At 65.3% G+C, this 20,627-nt stretch carries 12 protein-coding genes; 6 read left to right on the top strand and 6 right to left on the bottom strand.

The annotated features are described in order from the left end of the window. The first annotated feature begins 251 nt into the window (after window positions 1-251). Window positions 252-983 carry a hypothetical protein gene (locus tag VEA80_RS04650; RefSeq protein ID WP_325059532.1) on the top strand — a complete coding sequence of 244 codons (732 nt, stop codon included), beginning with the start codon at window positions 252-254 and terminating at the stop codon, window positions 981-983. A 57-nt stretch (window positions 984-1,040) separates the two neighbouring features. Continuing rightward, window positions 1,041-5,075: a hypothetical protein gene (locus tag VEA80_RS04655; RefSeq protein ID WP_325059533.1), complete on the top strand. Its 4,035-nt coding sequence runs from the start codon at window positions 1,041-1,043 to the stop codon at window positions 5,073-5,075. A gap of 248 nt (window positions 5,076-5,323) precedes the next feature. Here the strand turns inward: VEA80_RS04655 and VEA80_RS20395 are convergent, their stop codons facing one another. The 5 genes from VEA80_RS20395 to VEA80_RS04675 form a co-directional block, all read right to left on the bottom strand. Further along, window positions 5,324-5,512 (bottom strand): helix-turn-helix transcriptional regulator, encoded by a 189-nt coding sequence (locus VEA80_RS20395; RefSeq protein ID WP_349257208.1) that lies wholly within the window; start codon window positions 5,510-5,512, stop codon window positions 5,324-5,326. Between the two features lie 274 nt (window positions 5,513-5,786). Beyond that, on the bottom strand, window positions 5,787-7,499 hold the full coding sequence (gene nagE / locus VEA80_RS04660; protein ID WP_325059534.1) for an N-acetylglucosamine-specific PTS transporter subunit IIBC: 1,713 nt from the start codon (window positions 7,497-7,499) through the stop codon (window positions 5,787-5,789). Next, entirely contained in the window at window positions 7,496-9,967 is a 2,472-nt protein-coding gene (gene ptsP, locus VEA80_RS04665; RefSeq protein WP_325059535.1) for a phosphoenolpyruvate--protein phosphotransferase, read from the bottom strand. The genes nagE and ptsP overlap by 4 nt, the downstream gene beginning before the upstream one ends. Beyond that, window positions 9,964-12,057, bottom strand: a complete 2,094-nt coding sequence (locus VEA80_RS04670; protein WP_325059536.1) for a family 20 glycosylhydrolase — start codon at window positions 12,055-12,057, stop codon at window positions 9,964-9,966. The genes ptsP and VEA80_RS04670 overlap by 4 nt, the downstream gene beginning before the upstream one ends. Before the next feature lie 124 nt (window positions 12,058-12,181). Then, window positions 12,182-14,854, bottom strand: a complete 2,673-nt coding sequence (locus VEA80_RS04675; protein WP_325059537.1) for a TonB-dependent receptor — start codon at window positions 14,852-14,854, stop codon at window positions 12,182-12,184. 232 nt (window positions 14,855-15,086) lie between these two features. Here VEA80_RS04675 and VEA80_RS04680 point away from each other — a divergent pair, with 232 nt between their 5' ends. The 4 genes from VEA80_RS04680 to VEA80_RS04695 all read left to right on the top strand — a co-directional run bounded on the left by VEA80_RS04680 (window position 15,087) and on the right by VEA80_RS04695 (window position 18,669). Further along, window positions 15,087-15,830 (top strand): GntR family transcriptional regulator, encoded by a 744-nt coding sequence (locus tag VEA80_RS04680; protein ID WP_325059538.1) that lies wholly within the window; start codon window positions 15,087-15,089, stop codon window positions 15,828-15,830. Further along, window positions 15,830-16,864, top strand: a complete 1,035-nt coding sequence (locus VEA80_RS04685) for an SIS domain-containing protein (protein ID WP_325059539.1) — start codon at window positions 15,830-15,832, stop codon at window positions 16,862-16,864. Before VEA80_RS04680 ends, VEA80_RS04685 begins: the two co-directional genes overlap by 1 nt. Next, window positions 16,861-17,988, top strand: coding sequence for an N-acetylglucosamine-6-phosphate deacetylase (gene nagA / locus VEA80_RS04690; protein WP_325059540.1), 1,128 nt, complete (start codon window positions 16,861-16,863; stop codon window positions 17,986-17,988). The genes VEA80_RS04685 and nagA overlap by 4 nt, the downstream gene beginning before the upstream one ends. Window positions 17,989-18,063: 75 nt before the next feature. Beyond that, the gene (locus VEA80_RS04695) at window positions 18,064-18,669 is read left to right on the top strand and encodes a thioredoxin domain-containing protein (protein WP_325059541.1); all 606 of its coding nucleotides are present in this window, start codon (window positions 18,064-18,066) and stop codon (window positions 18,667-18,669) included. Here the strand turns inward: VEA80_RS04695 and VEA80_RS04700 are convergent. Further along, window positions 18,666-20,600 carry an AsmA family protein gene (locus tag VEA80_RS04700; RefSeq protein WP_325059542.1) on the bottom strand — a complete coding sequence of 645 codons (1,935 nt, stop codon included), beginning with the start codon at window positions 20,598-20,600 and terminating at the stop codon, window positions 18,666-18,668. The two genes, VEA80_RS04695 and VEA80_RS04700, sit on opposite strands and share 4 nt — an antisense overlap. Window positions 20,601-20,627: the final 27 nt, after the last annotated feature.

Below are 20,627 nucleotides of genomic sequence, written 5' to 3' on the forward strand. Positions count from 1 at the left end.
GAGCTTGTGCGTCCTGGCCTACAATCTGAAGCGTATGATCTCGATCATGGGCGTGCGTCCACTCGTGGCGGCGATCCGCGCGTGAATCGTGCGTCATTTACGGCCTCGCGCCCCAAAGCGTTTTCACACAGCCACTCCCAAGAAGAGACGCTCCGTCTGGGCCGGCCGATAGCGGACAATCCAGCATGGCCCGCTCGGCGATTCGGGCCGCGGTGCGAATCGCGTATCCTTAGTTCATGTCAACAGAGAAAATGCCTTCAAATCTGATCCTCCTCCACCAGGGTGAGGAAGAACTCCGCGGAAAGTCGATTGAACTGGTGGAAACCAGCCCTAAGCTGCTGCTGCATTTCCAGATCACCGAGCGGGCCATGGATGCGCTCGACGTGTTCCGTCAGTACCGCACCGCCGATGAAGACTTCAAAGTCGTGCAGATGCTCAGCTTGCGCGTGTTCAATGCGCTGGCGGCCGCCACCAAGCTCATGCTGTCCGGCTACTACCTTTTCAGCGCGCAGATTTTGCGCGACATCCTGGAAACCGTGTTCTTGCTCGATTTCTTCCGCACGAACAGCGCGGCCATCACCACATGGCGAAACGCAACGCGGGAGGAAAGGCTGCGGGACTTCAAACCGGTGAAAGTTCGTGAAGAGCTTGATGCCCGCGACGGATACACCACGAAGAAGCGCGCCCTTCTCTATCAGCAGTTCTCCGAACTCGCGGGGCACGCCAGCATGGTCTCAGTCGCCATGCTGAGACCCAAGGGTCTTGAGGCGACCAACACGCCGTTCGTGGACCCGAATGCACTCGAAGCGGTCAGTTCAGAAATGGGACGGCTCGCCGTCCAAGCCGGCGAGATCATCGTCGCCATGGTGAGGACGGATGACAAAGCGTTCGTGATCAAATTCGCAGATGTCGCGAGTGCTTTCGTCGATATGAAGACCAAATGGATCGAGACGTTCTACGGAAAGACCCCGGACGCAGCGTGAAAACCGCCCACTCCGTCGGATATGGCGCGGCCTTTGCCCGCCGTGCGGATGCCCGGCATGGCTAGTCCAACGCCGATCAAGCGGCGCCTGTCCCTCATAAAGGCTCCGGGCGAGCGAACCCAATCCAGCGACATCGAGGACTTTCTCAAACACAAAGCCGTGGTCATCCTTGCCGAGCCCGGGATGGGCAAGACCGTCCTGCTTCGGTCGTTGGAGGCATCCGGCCGTCGTTACTTCCGCGCTAGGCGCTTTCTCGCACAGGAGGTGAATCCAAACGCGGCAACAATCCTCATCGATGGGTTGGACGAAGCCCGCGCCGGGGACCGGCACGGCTCCACGTTGGAGCGCATCCTCGGCAAACTTGAAGCTTTCGGGCTCCCGAACTTCGCCATGACCTGCCGCTCGGGCGATTGGTTCGGCGAAATCGACAAGACCCGCATTGTTGAGAATGTGGGCTATGACGACCTCGCCATCGTGCAGCTGCTGCCATTGTCCCGTGAGGACGCTATCGCAGTCGCTTCGGCCTTCACATCCAAGCCTGAGGAGCTGATCGCCGAGGCCGAACGCCGCGGTCTGCAAGAACTGTTGCTCAATCCCGAGCTTGTCCGGCTCCTCGCCGACGCCGTCAAATCCGGGTGGCCCGCGACAAAGTCCGATCTCTTTCGGCAGGCGATCGCGGTACAGGCGGCTGAGTCCAACGACGTTCACGCACAGGCCGCCGAAGACATCACCGTTACGGAAGTCTCCGAGGCGGCCAGCGCAATTTGCGCGACTTATCTGATCTCCGATTGCCTGGGCATAGCGCGCACGGAGACCCCAGACGAGGACGTCCTGGACGCGCGCGCCGTGCCGGCGGCGCCGAAGGCGGCCAATGCTGCGCTCGGAAGACGCCTCTTCGCCACTCTCGACCAGGATGTGTTCGCGCCTAACCACCGCACCACGGCAGAATATCTGGCTGGGCGCTGGATCGCCGAGCGCGTCGGCAACGGAATTCCAAGCCGGCGCGCTCTTTCGTTGATCACCGGCCACGATGGCGGCACGCTCGCTTCGCTGCGGGGACTCTTCTCATGGGTGTGCTCACTCGCAGACGAGCAAACGGCGGCGGCGCTCGTCGCAACCGACCCCGTCGCTGTTGTGATGCAGGGCGATCCCACGCTCTTCTCCGATGTTGTTCTGGGCGCGCTCATCGATGCGCTGGGCGAGCGCGCGCGCCATAGAGATCCCTGGATTCTCGCCGAATACCGTTCCGACGAACCATGGGGCGCAATATCGCGTCCGAGCATGTGGGCGAGGTTTCGGACGGAGCTCTCCGATCCAACCGCGCCGGCGCATTTCAAGGCGGCGCTTCTAAATGCGCTAACCTACGGCAAGGAGACGCCGTCGGGTTTCACTGAGGTCCTGACCGCCTTAGCGCTCAACGCCGCAGAACCGAATCTCGTGCGCACCGACGCGGTTGACGCCTTGGCGCGCTGCGGCGACGTGGACGACGCAATCGGCGCGGAATTGTTTTCCCAGGTCAATGCAGCCGGCAACGATCACGACCTGCAGGTTCGATTGGCGATCCTGCAATCGCGCTTCTCAGCAGCGATCGACGTGTCCGAGTTGGCGAACCTGGTTTTGGCCGCCGTTCGGCGCGACAGCGCCGATGTCGGCATCATGGCCGGTGGTCAAATTGGTCGGCTAACCCCCATCGATCGGCTGGAGGAGTTTCTTGACGCACTGGCGGCGACCAATCCGCCCGAGCACCACGGCGCCGACGAACTCTCACACGCGGCCTTCGCCACGCTGCGCCGTTTGCTCGCCGCTCGCCCGCAAGCGATCACACCGGTCCGCCTCCATCGATGGCTGCCGGCGCTTGGTCATTCATTGTTCGATGAGGAGCGTGAAGTCGCGTCCGCGCTGCGAAAGCACATTGTAAGCACAGAAGGCTTCCAACTCGACTATTTGCGCCTCTTCGTGGATGGCACGCCGATGAACCGGCTTTGGCATCGCCTGAGCGACGCTGTTCATGACGCCCCGATCGGAATGGACCTCACCGTCCAACTCGTTCGCGACATAGCCTCGCTTGCCGAAGATGATCCCGAGCGTGGCCCAGAAGTGCTTTGGTTCGTCGCCCGTCTCGCGCGATCGGTCATGCCGTTGCCCGAGCCGGACTTCGCCGCGCTACTCGCACTCACAAGCCGCGCCGGCGACTACAACAAAGCCCGCAATTTCCTTACACAATCCTCGCTCGGACACCTAGAAAAGCAACGCGCCCATGAAACAGACCGCAAGCGCCGCGAGCTTCGTCAAAAGGCCGATCGTATCGCGTACATCCGCGAGAACCTCACTGGGATCGGCTCTGGCGCTGCGCCTCATCCCCTCCACCTTCTGTCGGGACTCCTGTTTGCTCGAAGCAACGGCAACAAGGAGCCCAAGCCGCTCATAGAGCGCCTCCAAGAGGCGCTCGGAGATGAACTCGCCGCCGAGGCCGCGATAGCGCTTCAACGCTTTCTGTTTAAAGGCGCTCTTCCCACGCCAGAGGAAACAGCGGAGCACGCCGCAAACAATCAGACTCTCTATCTCACAACGGCGGTCGCCGCGGCCGTGGAATTATTTTGGCGCAGCCCGGAGATCAACCATAGCGCCGACAAGCTCGTCGCTGCATTTCCGCGAGAACGCCTGGCGAGCATCTTCATTGGCCACATGCACGGCGGCAGCATTACCGACGACCTGGAAAAGGACGACGAACGCGAATCCCTGGACGAAAGCGTCGCCCGCGCCGCGCCAGACGCCGTTGCCGACGCGCTGACGCGCTACATGACCCCGCTGCTCGAAGCGGGCGCCAATCACATTCAAGGTTCCTACGCACTTGCAAACTATGCCGGGTACAGCCGCGTCGCCGCCTTGATTGCGCCGCGCTTGCTGCGGGCCAAGCTCAATCCGCCCCTTCAGATCTTGACCGATTTGGTTTTGGCGGCGTTCCATGGCGGCGCAGGCGGCGATCTCATGCCGCTAGTGGAACTCGCCCTGGACATTCCCGATCTTGAGCCGGCTCAACGAACGACCTGGATCACTGTCGGCTATCTGCTGAATCCGGACGTCTACACGGCTCATCTCGAAACGCAATTGCGCGACCCCGAGCATGGAGCCAACAACGCGCGATCATCGATCTCAGTGATATTTCCTGATCGGCGGCGGAAGACGCCGACCTCGTCGTTGGACTTGGCGTCATTAGAACGCGCCGTTCGGCTGTTCGGTCACATTTTCCCAAATCCCCGCAATTCAAGTCTTTCGCGGCGAGGACGGACCGGCTCCGAGGTCGATGATTTTGTGAAGGGCTGCGTATCCCGCATAGCGTCGGACTATAGCGATGACGCCGCTGCGGCGCTGAGCCGACTGATCAATGATCCAGACCTTTCGACCTATCGGGATGACATGCTCCATGCCGCCGAGGGGCGCAGCAAGATTGTTCGCGAACGCGGCTTTAAGCATTCCTCACCCGCCGCGGTCGCTGCCGCTCTGCGCAATGGCCCGCCAGCGAACATTGACGATCTCGCGGCGCTGACGATCGGCCACCTCGAAGAACTTTCAGGGGAATATCAGGGCGGCGATACGGATGGCTGGCGCAAGTTCTGGAACACAGACAGCCATGGCCGCGCAACCATGGGCGGTCACAAGGGCGAAGAAGAATGTCGAGATCGACTGCTCGACGATCTACGCGCTCGGCTGAAATCCTTTGGCGTCCGGCTCCTGCCCGAGCTCCATCTCGCCGACGACAAGGAAGTCGATATCGCCGCACTGTCCGACGCAATGAAGCTTCCAATCGAGATCAAACTCGAAACGCACCCAAAGCTTTGGAGCGCTCCGAGTGCGCAGCTTGAGCGCCTGTATTCAATAGACCCGGAGGCCCAAGGTCGTGGACTCTACGTCGTACTTTGGCTTGGCGGTCAAACCATGAGCCGATCGATTCCGACAGCGCCCGACGGGCTTCCCAAGCCGATGTCCGCAGCTGAGCTGCTCGTTGCGCTGCAGAGCCTCCACGCAAACGCCGGCTTGCTTCAATTTGTCGTGCTGGACGCAACACCCAAGAAGATCGCGACGGTCAGCTAACTCCAAATCATTGGAAAACTGATACCAAGCAATACGAAGCGCATCGAGCCGTGCTGGGCGTGCGATCAAACAAATTCGGAAGCAGATGAGGCGGAGCCAAATTCGAAAACGACGTAATAGACATCCTCGCCTGATTTCGCGACTTCAGTCTTTCCCGGGGCGCGCTCGACCGATGTCCGCTTCGCCGCGCGTACGCTAAGCTGCTGGCGACCGCTTCTGCCCCGCAGCCGACCTCGGAGCCCTGCCGATCACTCCCATCGGACAGGGCCAGCCTGAGGCAGCCGCGCCTTCCACGCTTCGATATCTTTGAGCCGCCAAGCGACCGCACGCCGGCCAATTCGTACAGGCGGCGGAAAGCGGCCTTCGCTGATTGCGGCGTAGATTGAGGAGCGACACAGCGCCGTTTCTTGCATCACCTTTGGCAAGCGCAAAAGCATGGTGGCCTCGTGACCACACGATAATCAGCGCACGCGACGGTCGTCATCCCGCACCGCTATGCCTCAAGCTTCCGCATCATTCCGCCACGTCCCAGTGACTGCTCTCTGGACGTTCAATTTGCCCAACTGCGCGCTACCTATTGGCGACACATTGACGGACCCGTGCTCCTTCAAATAGAAAAGTTGCTTGGAATATCTGGATGTTAGCGGTCCCGTTCGATTCCGGCCCCAGCACCATTTTTTCCCGGCGACGCATCGGCTATCCGAGGACTGGTCAAAGCGCCGCCATGCTGGCCGCCACGGCGGACGCGCGAGGTCCGATCAAAACGTGCAGAATATGCTGCTCGGGCCGAACCAGCCCGCGCAGCTTCAGAGCCTCGAGCGCGCTCATGCTAATGCGCTCCGCGTTCAGCACGTCCAAACGGATGCGCGTGGAGCAGGTCTGCACGGTGCGGACATTGGCGGCGCCCCCGAGCGCGGCGACGATCGCCGAGGCCAATTGCGCGTCTTCCAAGACCGGCGCTCCGGCCTCCGCCGAATTTGACATCGCGCCCGCTGTCATGGCGGCGCGAATCTCGCTTGCGACCTGGTCCGCGATCGGGCCGAGCACGACTTGCAACGTCGCCGAATCCGGCCGCACCAGACCGCGCGCGCCGAGCGCCTTCAACGCAGCTTCATCGACGCGTTGCTGCTCGGCGAGGCGCAGCCGCAAGCGCGTGGTGCAGGCGTCGACCAGCTGCAAATTCGCTGAGCCGCCCAGCGCCCTGACGAAAGCCTCGCCGCGCGCGCCTGCGCCAACGGGCGCAATTGCAGCGCGCGGCTCGGCCTCCCGCCCTGGCGTCGGCAGATTGAAAGCGACGATGACGACGCGGAAAAGCCCATAATATAACGCGAAGAACACGGCGCCGACCGGGAGCAGCATCCAGGGCCGCGTGCCGAGATTGTAACTGAGCACATAATCGATGGCGCCGGCGGAAAAGGTGAAGCCGAGCTTCACGCCCAGGAGGTCCATGAGCACCATGGCCACGCCGGTCAACACCGCGTGGACCACATAAAGCAAGGGCGCCAAGAACATGAAGGTGAACTCGATTGGCTCGGTGACGCCGGTGAGAAACGACGTCAGCGCCATCGACAATAAGAGGCCGGCGACCGCCTTGCGGCGCTCCGGTGCGGCCGCGTGATACATGGCAAGGCACGCGGCCGGCAGCCCGAACATCATCACGGGGAAGAACCCGGTCATGAATGCGCCCGCATGCGGATCGCCGGCGAAGAAGCGGTTGAGATCGCCGGTGGCGCCGCCGTAGTCGCCGATCAAGAACCAGGCGATGTTGTTGAGGATGTGATGAAGGCCGGTGACGATGAGCACGCGGTTGAGCGCGCCATAGAAGAAAAGCCCGGCCTCACCCGACGCCACAACCGCGCGGCTGGCCTCGTCCATGCCGCGTTCGAGCGCCGGCCAGCCAAGCCCGAACACCCCGGCGAGAATGACGCCCGCGAGCCCGGCGACAATCGGCACGAAACGCCTTCCCGCGAAAAAGGCGAGATAGTCGGGCAGCTTGATGTCGTGAAAGCGATTGTAGAGCGCGCCCGCGATCAAGCCCGAGAGAATGCCGACCGGCATGCCGAACTTGTTCGCCGCCGCCTGGCGATACGCGGCGATCGCGAGATCGTGCGCCTGCTGCGGCAGCTGCGCCGTGACTTCGGCAGGCGCCTGGATCAGCGCCTTGGCCCCTTCTGTGGTCACGAGATAGGCCACCAGCGCGGCAAGTCCTGCGGCGCCGTGGTTCTCCCGCGCAAGGCCGATAGCGATGCCCACCGCGAACACCACGCCGATGCTGCCGAACACCGCGGCCCCGCTCGCGGCGATGAACGGAATGTCGAGCAAGTCCGGTTGACCGAGGCGCAACAGCAGCCCCGCCACCGGCAGCACTGCGATCGGCAGCATCAAGGCGCGGCCGAGCCGCTGCAGAGCCGGAAGAAACGTCATGGCGCACGTCCCAGTGACGCGGCAAGCCGGCGCACAGCTTGCGCATCACCCAGTGCAAGCGCCCCCTCGCCGGCGCGCCTGCAATCCGCATGGCGGATTTCGCGCAGCCGCGCCTTCACAGCCGGGATCGCGCTCGGCGCCGCAGATAGTGTGTCGATCCCAAGGCCCACCAGCAACGGCGCCGCAAGCGGATCGGACGCCGCCGCCCCGCACACGCTGATCGAGCGTCCGTGCTTCCGCGCCGCTTCCGCAGCGTGCGCGATCAGCCGCAACACCGCCGGATGCAGCGGATCGATCAAACCGGCGAGCTCCGCGTTGCACCGATCCATCGCCAGCACGTATTGGGCGAGATCGTTGGTCCCGATCGACAAGAACTGCGCCTCCGCGGCCAATTGATCGGCCAGCATCGCCGCTGCCGGCGTTTCGACCATGACGCCCAGTTCGATCTCGTGGCCAGAATCGAGCTCCGCCAGCATCGCCCGCACACGCCGCAGCTCAGCGATATCGGTGACCATCGGCAACAGTATTTTCGGCAGCGGCCGCACCCGCAAAATTGCGCGCAGCTGCGCGCGCAACAGCTCCGGATACTTCAGGCTTGCGCGCACGCCACGTAGACCCAGCGCCGGGTTCTCTTCGTCGGCCAAGGCCAGATACGGCATCGGCTTGTCGCCGCCCGCGTCGAGCGTGCGGACCACGAGCGGCCGTCCCGCCAGGGCGTCGGCTATGGCCTGATACTGCGCATGCTGCTCCTGTTCGCTCGGCGGGGTATCGCGGTCGAGAAAGAGGAACTCCGTCCGCAGCAAGCCGCAGCCTTCGGCGCCGCGCTCGATCGCGCCCGTCGCCTCGTTCGCCGCAGCGAGATTGGCGAGCACGAGAATGCGCGTCCCATCCGAGGTGCGGGCCTCATCGCCTGCCCCGCCTTGCGCCGCAGCGGCGCGGGCCCGCTGCGTCAAGATTAGCGCTTGCGCCTCGCGTAGCTCCTTGGCGCTCGGCGCCAGCTGTAGCGCGCCCGCCTCGGCATCTAGGATGACCGTGGCTCCTTCCACGACCTCCATGACGCGCGCGCCTGCCGCCGCAAGCGCGGGGACCCCCGCCGCCTGCGCCAACAGCGCCACATGGGACGTCGGCCCGCCGCCCGCCATGCAGAGCCCGGCCAGGCGCGTCTTGTCCAACGCCGCGAACTCAGACGGCAGTAATTCATCGGCGGTGACGATGGCACGCTCCGGCAGCTTCGAAAGATCGCTGTGGGACGCCACGCCCAGCGCGGTGAGCACCTGCATCTCGACGTCTTTCAGGTCGGCCGTCCGCTCCGCCATGTAACCGTCGCCAAGCTTGGAAAAAGTCTCGATTTGCGTTGCGATAGCGGCGCGCCATGCGAAGGCCGCGCTCTTGCCGTCTGCGATCAGCCGATCCGCCGCGGATGCGAGCTCGGCGTCATCGATCAGCGCCGCGTGGGCCGTCAAAACCGCGCGTTGGCTCGCTTGCCCACTCTGAGCGGCCTGCTCGATCTTGTTCTTTGCTCTATCGCGGGCGCGCGCGAGCGCGGCGCGTTCGAACTCGAGCCCGCGGCCCTTTTCAGCCACGGACGCCTCGCTTCGAACGATTTTCACGATGACGCCGACGGCAAGCCCCGGTGAGGCGCAAAGGCCGCGCAGTTCGTCGGCTTTCGGCGGCTGCTCCGGGGCAATGGGGGCGAGCGCGGGCGCTGGCGTTACGCGCGCTTCGCGCTGGGCGGCGGCCTCCGCGACGGCCCTGGCCGCCGCGGCTGCATCCGCGCCGACGGCTTCGATCGCCAGAACGTCACCCTTGCGCGCGCCCAAAGTCATCAAGCTCACCGCGCTCTTTGCGTTCGCGCGTTTGTCATTGGCGAAAACGGCGATCTCGGCTGCGAAGCGCTGCGCGGCACGCGCGATGGTCGCCGCCGGACGCGCATGGAGGCCGTGTTCGAACTGCAGCACGATCTCGCGCCTCGCTTCGCCGCCGCCGGCCGCTCCCGCTTCGGACGCTGCACGGAGCCGCAGCTCCATAAGCGCCTCGCCGACCTCGATCCGCCTCCCTTCGATGCGCCGCACGATCTCGAAGCGCTCGCCATTGGTGAGGATGACCGGCGTGACGAGGCTCTTGGCGCGCTGGGCCAAGTGGTCGAGGTCGAAGCTGAGCAGCCGGTCGCCCACGCGCACGCGCTGACCTTCGCAGACGTGCGCGATGAAGCCGTCGCCCGCCAACGCCACGGTCTCGAGCCCCACATGAATCAGCATCTCGACGCCCGCATCGGAGCGCACGCCCAGCGCATGGCCCGTCTGCGGCAGAGAAATCACCTCGCCGTCGAATGGCGCATAGAGCACCGCGCCGACGGGATCGATGGCGACGCCGTCCCCCATCATCCGCTCGGCGAACACCGCATCCGGCACTTCGCTCAAGGGCGCGGCCCAACCTTCCAGCGGCGAGGAAATGACGAGTGTGCTCATGGCGCGCCGCTCACAGGATCGAGCGCGATCCAGTCGATGGCGTACATCGGATCGACGCCCCGCTGGGTGAACGTGAAGCAAAGGTCTGCAACGCCTTCGCTCTGCGCCAGTTGAACCGGCGCCAAAGCGGCGACGCCCGGCGCGCGCGCCGCCGGCGCGAGGGGCAGGACGGCGATCCGCTCGCCCTCGCAGCCAAGCCGCACTTCGAGTTCGCCAGCCCGAGTGGCGGGGCGACGAAAGCGGATTGCGTTCACCTCCTCCCCGATCTGAAAGTTGAACGGGACTTGGCCCACGCCGGCGCGCAACGTCTCGACCTGCGAGAGATCAACGCCGCGCCAAAGCCAGCACGGCTGCATGATGTCGATGAGAAACACCGCGCGCTCACCGCGCACCGGTGCGTCGTCTTCGAGCGAGAGGACCAGCTTGTCGGCGCATGTTTCCAACTCCTGGCTGCGCCGCACGTTCGCCGCTGGCGCAGAGAGCGGCGGCGGTTCGGGCAGACCGAGCATGTCGTAACGCGCCATCTGCGCCGGCAGCCGGCGCGAGAAGTCCGCCCAACCAATGCGCTCCGCCGGCGACCAGCCAAGTTCGGCGATCGCCGCCGCGCGCGGGAGCGCCATGCGCCACATGCGCGGCTCGGTCCGAATGTGCTCGCTCCACAGATTGCCCTGCAGGCCCAATATGTGCGCCTGCTCGGCAGGCGTGAGCGAATCCGGCGCCGGATCGAAGGCATATACGCTCTCGACGCTGACGATGCGGCCGCGGCCAGGCGGTTCGTTGACGGAGGCGCTCTGGCGATTGTCGAAATAGAGCGTCGGCCAAGCCGCCAGCACAGCATCGTGTCCGGCGCGCGCGGCGGTCACCGCTCCGTCGACGCCGCGCCAGGACATCACCGTCGCGTTCGGCGCCAATCCGCCCTCGAGAATTTCGTCCCATCCAATCAGACGCCGCCCGTGTCCGGCGAGGAAGCGCTCCATCCGCTGGATGAAATAGCTCTGCAGCGCATGCTCGTCCGCCACGCCCAACGCGCGCATGCGCGCCTGCACGCGGGGCGAACGCTCCCATTGCGTCTTCACCGCCTCATCGCCGCCCACATGGATGTACTGGCCAGGAAACAGCTCCATCACTTCGACGAGCACGTTTTCGAGAAACTGGAACGTCGGCTCCTCGACGTTGTAAAGGTTGGGGTAGACGCCCCAGTCGGCCGGCGTCTCGCGCGGAGGATCGTCGAGCACGCCTAACTCGGGATAAGCCGCTATCGCCGCCGACGCATGACCCGGCATCTCGATCTCAGGAACGATCGTCACGTTGCGCGCGGCTGCGTAGGCGACAATCTCGCGGACTTCGTCTTGCGAGTAATAGCCGCCATAGAGCCGCGGCCGGCCGGTCGCCGGATCGATGTCGTTGCGGCCCGCGCCGGCCGGCACGCGCCAAGCGCCGATTTCCGTCAACCGCGGATAGCGTCTGATCTCTAAGCGCCAAGCCTGATCGTCGGTCAAATGCCAGTGCAGCACGTTGAGCTTGTGCAGCGCCATCACGTCGATGAAGGCGCGGATGAACTGCGGCGACTGATAGTGACGCGCCGAGTCCAACATCATGCCGCGCCAGCGGAAACGGGGGCGATCCTCGATCCGCAACGCCGGAATGAGCGCCGGCCCTTCGGCAGTGGCCGTCATCAGCTGCCACAGCGTCGCTACGCCATAATAGAGCCCGGCCCGCTCGCGCGCCTCGATCACCACGCCGTGCGGCGTGACATTGAGCCGGTACGCTTCCGCGGCGAGGCTTTGATCGTCGACGAGGCGGATGACGATGCCACGGCCTGAGCCACGCACCGGCAAGGTGAGCCCCCGTGTCCGCGCCGTCAGGTCGGACAAATATTCGCCTATCCAGCGCGCGTCCGGATCCGACGGCGCCGCGACGATCGGCGTGCCGGCGCGAACCACGAAACCGCCGGCGCCCTGCGTCAACTCAGCCGGCGCCGGGATCAACGAAGACGGCGGTCCAGGCTCGGGCGCAGCGGCGCACGCCGCCAGCGCCATCGCGGCGAGGATGGTGCGCCGGATCGGTCGTGCTGCGCGTGCCTGTCCCATGATCGTCCTGATGCGGAAGAAGCTGCGGAGCGGTCTGGGCCGCTCCGCCAGTGTGCCGGAGGATCTTTGTCGACGAAAGCGGCCGGGACTTGAAGGGCGCGCGTTCGCCCGCCCTTCAATGGCCTCAATAACGCACCCGGGCGCCGAGATAGAGCTGGCGACCATTGTCGTAGATGCCGCGCGGACGCACCCCGCTGCCCGAGTACTGCTCGATCACTTCGTCGGTCAGATTGATGGCGTCGAGCGTTAGGGCGACGTTCGGCGTGACATTGAGGCTGATTGAAGTGTCGAGGGACGAGAGCTCGGTCTGGTTGAGCGGCGAGGCCCGGTCGAAGGCGACAAAGAACTCGGACCGGTACGTGTATGAGAGGCGCGCACTCAAGCGATCAGTCTCGTAAAAGCCGGTGAGATTGAACGTGTGCTCCGAATTGCCCGGCAGCGGATCGCCCTCGTCGGTCTCGCCGTCGGAATAGGTGTAATTGGTCAGCAGGCCGAAATCGCCCCAGAGCGGCGTCTGGATGTTCACCTCGAAGCCCTGCACGCGGCCGCCGCTGCCGTTGGCGCGTTGATCGATGTCGAACACGCAATCGTAGAGGTTGGGGTTGGGACCACCCGACGGCGTGCAGCGCGTCAAGTTCGGCGTCAGCGTTTCGACACCGAACGTGCCTTGCACGATGTCGCTCGTGATGAAGGACTGGATATCCTTGTAGAACAGCCCCAACGCGAACACCGAATCCCGTGTCGGGTAGTATTCGAACGAAAGATCGAACTGGTTGGCGCGATACGGGTCCAAATCGGGATTTCCGCCGGTCCCCGTCAGCGAGCCGGGATTGAGCGAAACCCGCGGCACGATGTCGGTGAAGTCGGGCCGGCCCATCGTGCGGGCGGCCGCCATGCGCAGCACGAAATCGTCTGTGAGATCGAACGCAAAATTCGCGCTCGGCAGCACGTCCGTGTACGAGCGCTGGAACGTGACCGGCAGGAAGTTGCCGAAGGCGTTGGAGATCACGCCAGGACCGGCTGCGCCGGAGACGGCGCCGCTCGAGGTCTGATCGGTGGTGATGACGCGAACGCCGATATTGCCGCGCCAATCGTCGCCTTCGAACCGGCCGAGCACATAGCCGCCGTAAGCGATCTCTTCGATCGAGAAATTCTCCGGCGGATTGGGGATGCGGCCCGCCTCGACGCCCGGCCAGTTGAGCAGATAATCCCGCAACAGCCCACGATCGACTTGCCAGTACGACGTCAGCGTGCCGGGCGAGGCGATGTCGTCGAGGAAATCCGACGGTGTGAGGCCGCCGAAGAAGCTCCCGGGGGTGCAGGGTCCGCCGCAACCGGCGGCCGCGAACGGCAGGAAGAAGCCGCCGAACGTAGTCGCCATGAACGTCGTCTCACGCTCATGGTCGGAATATTTGAGCCCGCCCTGGATCGCCGTCAGCGCGCCCAGGTCGACGTCGCGCGTGATGTCGACATAGGTGTAGAATTCGCTGTCGTCGTTGGTGATCTGATGCATCGACGCGAAATCGAAGATCATGTCGTCCGGATCGGTCGGATCGAGGCTGAAATCGACCTCGGGCGCGCCGTTACGGAGATCGTAGTCGAAAGCGCCGGGAGCGCCGAACTCGACGAAAGGCTGCGCTTCGGTGTCGCCCTGCGCATCGGTGTAGCCGATCTGAAAATGCAGCCGCCAAAGATCGTTCGGCTGATAGACCGTGTCGAGATTGATGTTGCGCGTTTCGGCGAAAGCGGAGCGGTCGATCGCATCAAATACAGCGGCGCGCCCGGTCGTGCCGCCGCCCGAGGACGTGATCGTGCCGGCGACGACAGTGCCGTCGACAATCGTCGCGTTCGTAAGCGCGCCGCCGCCGCCCAGCGCGTTGCTGCCCCAGGCGAGATAGTTCTGATTGTAGTTGTCAGCGTCGAAGTGCGAGTAGAGGCCGGTGAGATTGATGTCCCAGGCGCTGTTCGGGCGGTACTGTATCGCGAAATTGCCGCCGGCGCGCACACGCTCTTGCTGGAACAGGGCCGAGCCGATCAGCGATGGCACGAGAACGTCAGCGGTGCCCGCATTGGCGTCGTGGTCGTACCCGAAATAGCCGAGCACTTCGACGCCGTCGCGGCGGATGTTGCGCTCCTGATAGACGCCCGCCACGAGAATGCCGAGCGTGCCGGCCTGGTTGCTCCAGCTGAGTAGCCCCGACACCTGCGGATCGGTGGAATCCGACATTTCCGTGTAAGCGCCCTGCGCGGAGCCGGTGAACGTAAGCGACTCGAGGTCGAGCGGATTGCGGGTGATGACGTTTACGGTACCGCCGACGCCGCCTTCGTCGAGATCAGCGGTCGGGCTTTTGAACACTTGCACTTGGCCGATGATGTCGGCCGGCAGCATCAGGTAGTTGAAGCTGCGTGTGGCGGCGAGCTGCTCTAGGATGAACCAATCAGCGGTCGCCAGAGCGTGGCCGTTGAGCAGAGTGCGCGTGAGGTTGGGCGCAAGGCCGCGCACGCTGACGCGTTCGCCTTCGCCGAATTCACGATTGATCTGCACACCGGGCACGCGCTGCAACGCTTCAGCGACGTTGCGGTCCGGGAACTTGCCGACGTCCTCGGCCGTGATCGCGTCGACCACGGCGTCGCTCTCGCGCTTCACGTCGATCGATTCGGCGACCGACGCGCGGAATCCTGTGACGACGATCTCTTCGTCATCCTGCGCCGCGTCTTGCGCCATCGCGGGCATGGCCAAACCCCAAACCGCCAAGGCGCTTGCGGTGGCGATCAGAACCGATTTCTGGGACCCCATGTTTCCCCTCCTCCCTGTTGAGACTGGCCGCCTCTGATTGTTTGAACTGGGCGAACTCCGGCCTTGATAGGACCACTATAAGTCCACTTAATAACCATTCACTCGTCCAAATCCCTCTGTCAAGCGAGAATCTTTCGATGTATTCAGCTATTGACGGGAACACAGGGTTCATTGGTATTAGAGTGGCTATGTCCACCCACGAGAGGTCCCATGAGGCCGTGGAGCGCGCGATTTGACCCCGCTATCGAAGCTGATCGGCCCATTGGACGGAGAGGACCGCCAGCCGCTCTATCAGCAGCTGCAGCGCGCCCTGCGTGCGGCGATCGACAAGAACATCCTGGCCCCGGATGACGCGCTGCCCGCCGAACGCGACCTCGCCGAGGACTTCGAGGTCTCGCGCATCACCGTGCGCAAGGCGCTCGACGGGCTCGTCGGCGAAGGGCTGCTCACCCGCCGCCATGGCGCCGGCACCTTCGTCGCAGGACGGGTCGAGAAGAACTTCTCCATGCTGACCTCCTTCTCCGAGGACATGACCGCGCGCGGGCGCACGCCGCACAGCGAATGGCTGCGCCGCGCCGAAGGCGCCGTGACGCCGGAGGAATCGCTGACGCTGGGCCTTAGCCCAGGCACTCGCGTCTACCGGTTTCACCGCATCCGCTTCGCCGACGGTGCGCCAATGTCGCTCGAATATGCGACCGTTCCCGCCTTTGCGTTGCCCGGCGTCAGCGCGGTCGAAGATTCGCTCTACGCCGCGCTCGAGCGCAGCGGCCATCGTCCCAAGCGCGCGCTGCAACGCTTGCGCGCCGTGCTCTTCACCAAGCAGCAGGCCGAACTGCTGCAAGCGCAGGAGAAGGACGCCGGGCTCCTCGTCGAGCGGCGCGGCTTTCTCGCCGACGGCCGCCCCGTCGAGTTTTCCCAATCCTTCTATCGCGGCGACACCTATGATTTCGTCGCCGAACTCGGCGAGTCGAACTGATGCAGGCGCCCGCCGCTCGCCCGGGCGCGTTGATGTTCGCCGAAGCGGCGGCGGCGCCAGAGGCCGTGACGGCGCAATTGGCAGCCGGCGGCTTCTCTGCTCTCGGCGAACGCCTGCGCCGGCTTGCGCCGCGCCTAGTCGCCACCTGCGCGCGCGGCAGCTCCGATCATGCCGCAACGTTCGCCAAATACCTGATTGAAACGCGGGTGGGCGTGATGACTGCATCGCTCGCGCCTTCCGTCGCCTCGCTCTACCGCGCTGACACGATGTTGCGTGATGCCGTCGTGCTGCTGATCTCGCAATCAGGCGCAAGCCCCGACCTCATTGCCACGGCGGAAAACGCCAAATGCGCCGGCGCATTCGTGCTGGCGTTGGTCAACACCGAAGGCTCTCCACTGGCGCAGGTCGCCGACGAGACCTTTTCGCTCGCCGCGGGTCCCGAACGCAGCGTGGCGGCGACCAAATCCTACATCGCCTCGCTCTCGGCGCTGATCGGCATCGTCTCGCACTGGAGCGGAGACACGACGCTACAGCGGGCGCACCGCGAGGCGCCGGCAGTGCTGCGTGAAGCGTGGATCCAAGACTGGAGCGGCGCGGCGCCCGTGCTCGCAGAGGCGGCGAGCCTCTATGTCATCGCTCGCGGCCTCGGCCTCGGCGCAGCCGGCGAAGCGGCGCTCAAACTCAAGGAGAGTTGCGGCCTGCACGCCGAGGCGATCAGCGCCGCCGAAGCGCGCCATGGGCCGATGGCATTGGTGCGCCCCGGTTTTCCGGTGCTGTGCTTGGCGCAGCACGATGAAGCCAGCTCCAGCGTCGCCGACTTCGCCCGTGATGCCGCCGCCCGCGGGGCGAATGTTTTCATCGCCGGCGCCAACGCGCCAGGCGCGACGCGCTTGCCTACGCTCGAGGCGCATCCGGCGCTCCAGCCGATGCTGCTCATTCAGAGCTTCTACCGCTTGGCGCACGATGTCGCCGTCCAGCGCGGCCGCGACGCCGACAAGCCGCCGCACCTCAGCAAAGTTACCAAGACGCTATGAGCACGGCGCTCATCAACGCCCGGGTGCTGACGCCGGCGGGATTGAAGGACGATCTCGCCGTCGTACTCGAGGCCGGCCGGATCGCCGACGTGCGCGCCGCCGAGGCGCTGCCGGCGCGGGCGCGCATCGAAGATTTGGGCGGCGGCGTTCTCGCGCCCGGCTTCGTCGACGTGCAAGTGAACGGCGGCGGCGGCGTCCTTTTCAACGACGATCCGAGTGTCGAAGCGATCGAGGCCATCGGCGCCGCGCATCGTCGCTTCGGCACGACCGGGTTCATGCCGACGCTGATCAGCGACGAACTCGACATCATAGCGCGCGCGATCGACGCCACCCGGCAAGCGATGGAACGCAAGATTCCCGGCGTCCTCGGGGTGCACATCGAAGGCCCGTTCCTCAGCGCAGCCCGCAAAGGCGCGCACGATCCACGCAAATTCCGCCAGCTCGACGATGACGCGCTGAACCTGCTGACGTCGCTCGGCGCCGGCCGCACGCTGATCACCTTGGCGCCCGAAGAGACGACGCCCGACATGATCCGGCGCCTCGTCGAAGCCGGCGCCATTGTCTCTGCCGGCCACACCAACGCCACCTACGAGGAGATGCAAGCCGCGATCGGCGCCGGGCTTTCAGGCTTCACTCACATCTTCAATGCGATGTCCCCGCTCAGCAGCCGCGCGCCCGGCGCAGTCGGCGCGGCGCTCGAAGATCAAACCACATGGTGCGGCATGATCGTCGACGGCCGCCACGTCGATCCGGTCGTGCTGCGGATCGCGCTCCGCTGTAAACCCCTCGACAGGTTCATGCTGGTGACCGACGCCATGCCGACGGTCGGCGACGCCAAGCCTTCGTTCCAATTGCAGGGCCGGACCATCGAGGTGCGCGACGGCGTCTGCGTCGCGCCGGACGGGGCGCTCGCGGGCTCCAATCTCGACATGGCGCAAGCCTTCCGCAACAGCATGACCATGCTCGGTCTCAACCTCGAACAGGCCTCGACGCTCGCCTCGTCGAACGCCGCACGCTTCCTTCGGCTGACCGACCTCGGCGCCATCCGTGCCGGCGCCCGCGCCTCGCTTGTACTGTTGGATGAGGCGCTCCAAGTGAAGCGGGTTTGGATCGACGGAGCGTAGGCCCGCCGGTCTCTGGGGGACGCCGCTCGACCCGCCGCCCCACGTTTGTCATACTCGATCGTCAAAGGAGCGGGCATGATCATTGATCGGCGGGGCCTTCTGGTCGGCGCGGCGGCGCTCGCGGCAAGCCCGGCGCATGCCCAGTCCGCCCCGGCGGAGATGACCATCGGCGCGGCCCAAGCCCCGCTCCATCTCGTCGAGTACGCCTCATCCACCTGCGGTCACTGCGCGCATTTCCACGAGACCAACTGGGCGCGCCTCAAGTCCGGCTACATCGACGCCGGACGCGTGCGCTTCACCATGCGCGAGATGGCGACGCCGCCGCCGCAGGTGGCCTTCGGCATGTTCCAGCTGGCGCGCTGCGGCAACGCTGCTTCCGACGAGTACTTCCGCCGCTTGGGCGTTCTTTTTCAGCGCCAGCGGACGATCCTGCAGTCCGGCTCTATGGCGGCGGTCCGCGATGCGCTCGTCGCCATTGGCGCCGAATGGGGTCTTTCGGCCGCGCAGGTGATCGCCAGTTTGCAGGATGGCGACGGCGCCGCGCGACTAAGTCGCTCGATCGACGAGGCGAACCGGCGCGGCGTCCACAGCACGCCCACCTTTTTCTTGAACGGCGCGGCGGTCGATCCGAGCTTCCAGTCGCTCGCCGGGATGACCGCCATTCTCGACGCCGCTGTCTAATCTCCGCTCCGCGCCGCTTCCACCGCGCGCACACGGCCCAAGATTTCGCGTTGCGCCCGATCGCGGATGTCGCTCGCGTACTCGAACCGGCCGAACGGCCCGCGCACCGAGAACGGCACCACGACGCCCCCGCGCGGCGAGCGCGGCGCAAGGCGCATATCCAGCCGCCTGTTCGGCACGTCGATCAGGCCGATGCCAGGAATGCGCAGGTCCGTGGTGTTGAAACTCAGGTCATCCGTCGCCAGCACGCCGTTCGAGATGGCGAACGTCGCAGAGAAGCCCTGGAACGGCGTGCGCGCTTCGGGCGCGATCAGCTCGCCGCGCAGCGCGTTGCGGATCGTCGTCGACACGCCGCCGAGATCGACGCCGTGCAGCGTGCCGCTGACGACCTCGACATGCGTGCGCCCATCGAGCGCCTCGATGAAATCGCTCTGCGTGCGGCCGACCGTGCGGATGTTGAGGCTGAGTTCTGCGCGGCCTTCGATGTTGCCGTAGTTCACCGTATCGGTCAGGAAGCGCCGCGCATCGAGGCCGCTGAACGCCATGTCCTGGACGATCCGGGTTTGCTCTTCTCGCGCGTCGATCTCGAAGCGGCCGCGGCCGGAACCGCCGTAAAGCGCGATATTGTGCAGTGTGGCCGCGAGATAGCCGTTGTTCAGCACCAGATTCGCGTGCGCGGAATCGATTTGCGTGCGCTGCACCAGCACAGCGTGAGTAGCGAGTTCCAGATCGGCGTCGAAGGCCTTCAGGCCCGAGAAGTCGATCGGCGTATCGCTCGCCGCTACGCGCACGTCGACAGCGCGTGGCGCTTCGGGCGCTGTCGCGGCCTCGGCGGTCAACGTGCGCTCGCCTGGCGCCTCCGCCGCAGCCGCTATCTGTGCGGCAGGCGCCTGCGCGGGCGCGACGCCGGTGAGGTAGGGGTTGAGATCGAAGTCGAACAACTCGAGCCGGCCGCTCAGATATGGCCTGTTTTGCCGCTCGGACAGGACAAAGTCGCCGCGCCCGCGCACGAGGTCGAGCACAAAGCCGGCATTGCTGAACGTGTAGGCGCCTCCGCCGATCTGCAACCGGCCGGACACGGCAAACTGTTCGAACCCGACGCCGCCTTGGATCGGCGATCCCATCCATGCGGCGAGCTGACGCAAGCTCGGTCCGCTTGCGCGCACGTTGCCGGCGATCTCGCCCGAGCCGGCGATGGTCTGACCCTGGAATTCGGCCTCGAGCAGCTCCGTCTCGATCGAGAGCGAAAGTGGGGTGAGTTCACCCCGCATCGCCGCGCCGGGCCGCCCCAGCGTTAGATCGAGCCGAATGGGCTTGTCGGCGTAACGCAAGCCGCCCTGGACCCGCATCGGCTGATCTAGGCCGTCGAAGCCGGTGCGCAGATCGACATCGCCGATCACCCAGCCCGAGGCCGTGCGCGCGTCGAAAAAGCTGACTTCGCCATTGCTGATGCGCACTTCGCGCAGACGCGTGCGCGCCACGTCGACGGCCGGCTCGGACGGCTGCGGCGCGGGCTGGCCTTCGGGGCGGCGCGCCTGCAGCGCCCAGTTCGGACGGCCCTGCTGGTCCACTTCGAGCGCGATCTGCGGACGCTGGAGCACCAGGCGCCGCACCACCACGCGCCGGTCGAACAGCGGCCGGATCTCGACGCCAATATCGATCTCGCCAGCGGTAATGAAGGACGCCGCGCGCCCGCCCGGCACGTTGGCGAGCGTCACATCGTGCGCACGCAGGCCGAGCACCGGCCAGTAGCTCACGCCCACATCGCCAGAAATAACGGCGTCCCGGCCGGTGCCGGCTTCCACAGCGCGCTCGACCTCGCCGCGCACGTCGAGCCGAAGTACGAGCCAAGCCAGCACCCCGGCGCCAATCAGCGCCGCCGCCAGCAGAGCGCCTCCGACCAGCAGCACCCAGCGCAACCACGGCTTCATACCGTACTCCCCGCCTGTTCCCGTCAC

Source organism: Vitreimonas sp. (assembly GCF_035627415.1).
GTDB lineage: Bacteria > Pseudomonadota > Alphaproteobacteria > Caulobacterales > Aquidulcibacteraceae > Vitreimonas.

Bases quoted from the DNA above. Each gene is read 5' to 3' on its own strand.
- ptsP (WP_325059535.1), bottom strand. From the start codon at position 9,967: ATGAGCACACTCGTCATTTCCTCGCCGCTGGAAGGTTGGGCCGCGCCC.
- nagA (WP_325059540.1), top strand. From the start codon at position 16,861: ATGAGCACGGCGCTCATCAACGCCCGGGTGCTGACGCCGGCGGGATTG.
- VEA80_RS04655 (WP_325059533.1), top strand. From the start codon at position 1,041: ATGGCTAGTCCAACGCCGATCAAGCGGCGCCTGTCCCTCATAAAGGCT.
- VEA80_RS04670 (WP_325059536.1), bottom strand. From the start codon at position 12,057: ATGGGACAGGCACGCGCAGCACGACCGATCCGGCGCACCATCCTCGCC.
- VEA80_RS04650 (WP_325059532.1), top strand. From the start codon at position 252: ATGCCTTCAAATCTGATCCTCCTCCACCAGGGTGAGGAAGAACTCCGC.
- VEA80_RS04700 (WP_325059542.1), bottom strand. From the start codon at position 20,600: ATGAAGCCGTGGTTGCGCTGGGTGCTGCTGGTCGGAGGCGCTCTGCTG.
- VEA80_RS04685 (WP_325059539.1), top strand. From the start codon at position 15,830: ATGCAGGCGCCCGCCGCTCGCCCGGGCGCGTTGATGTTCGCCGAAGCG.
- nagE (WP_325059534.1), bottom strand. From the start codon at position 7,499: ATGACGTTTCTTCCGGCTCTGCAGCGGCTCGGCCGCGCCTTGATGCTG.
- VEA80_RS20395 (WP_349257208.1), bottom strand. From the start codon at position 5,512: ATGCTTTTGCGCTTGCCAAAGGTGATGCAAGAAACGGCGCTGTGTCGC.
- VEA80_RS04675 (WP_325059537.1), bottom strand. From the start codon at position 14,854: ATGGGGTCCCAGAAATCGGTTCTGATCGCCACCGCAAGCGCCTTGGCG.
- VEA80_RS04695 (WP_325059541.1), top strand. From the start codon at position 18,064: ATGATCATTGATCGGCGGGGCCTTCTGGTCGGCGCGGCGGCGCTCGCG.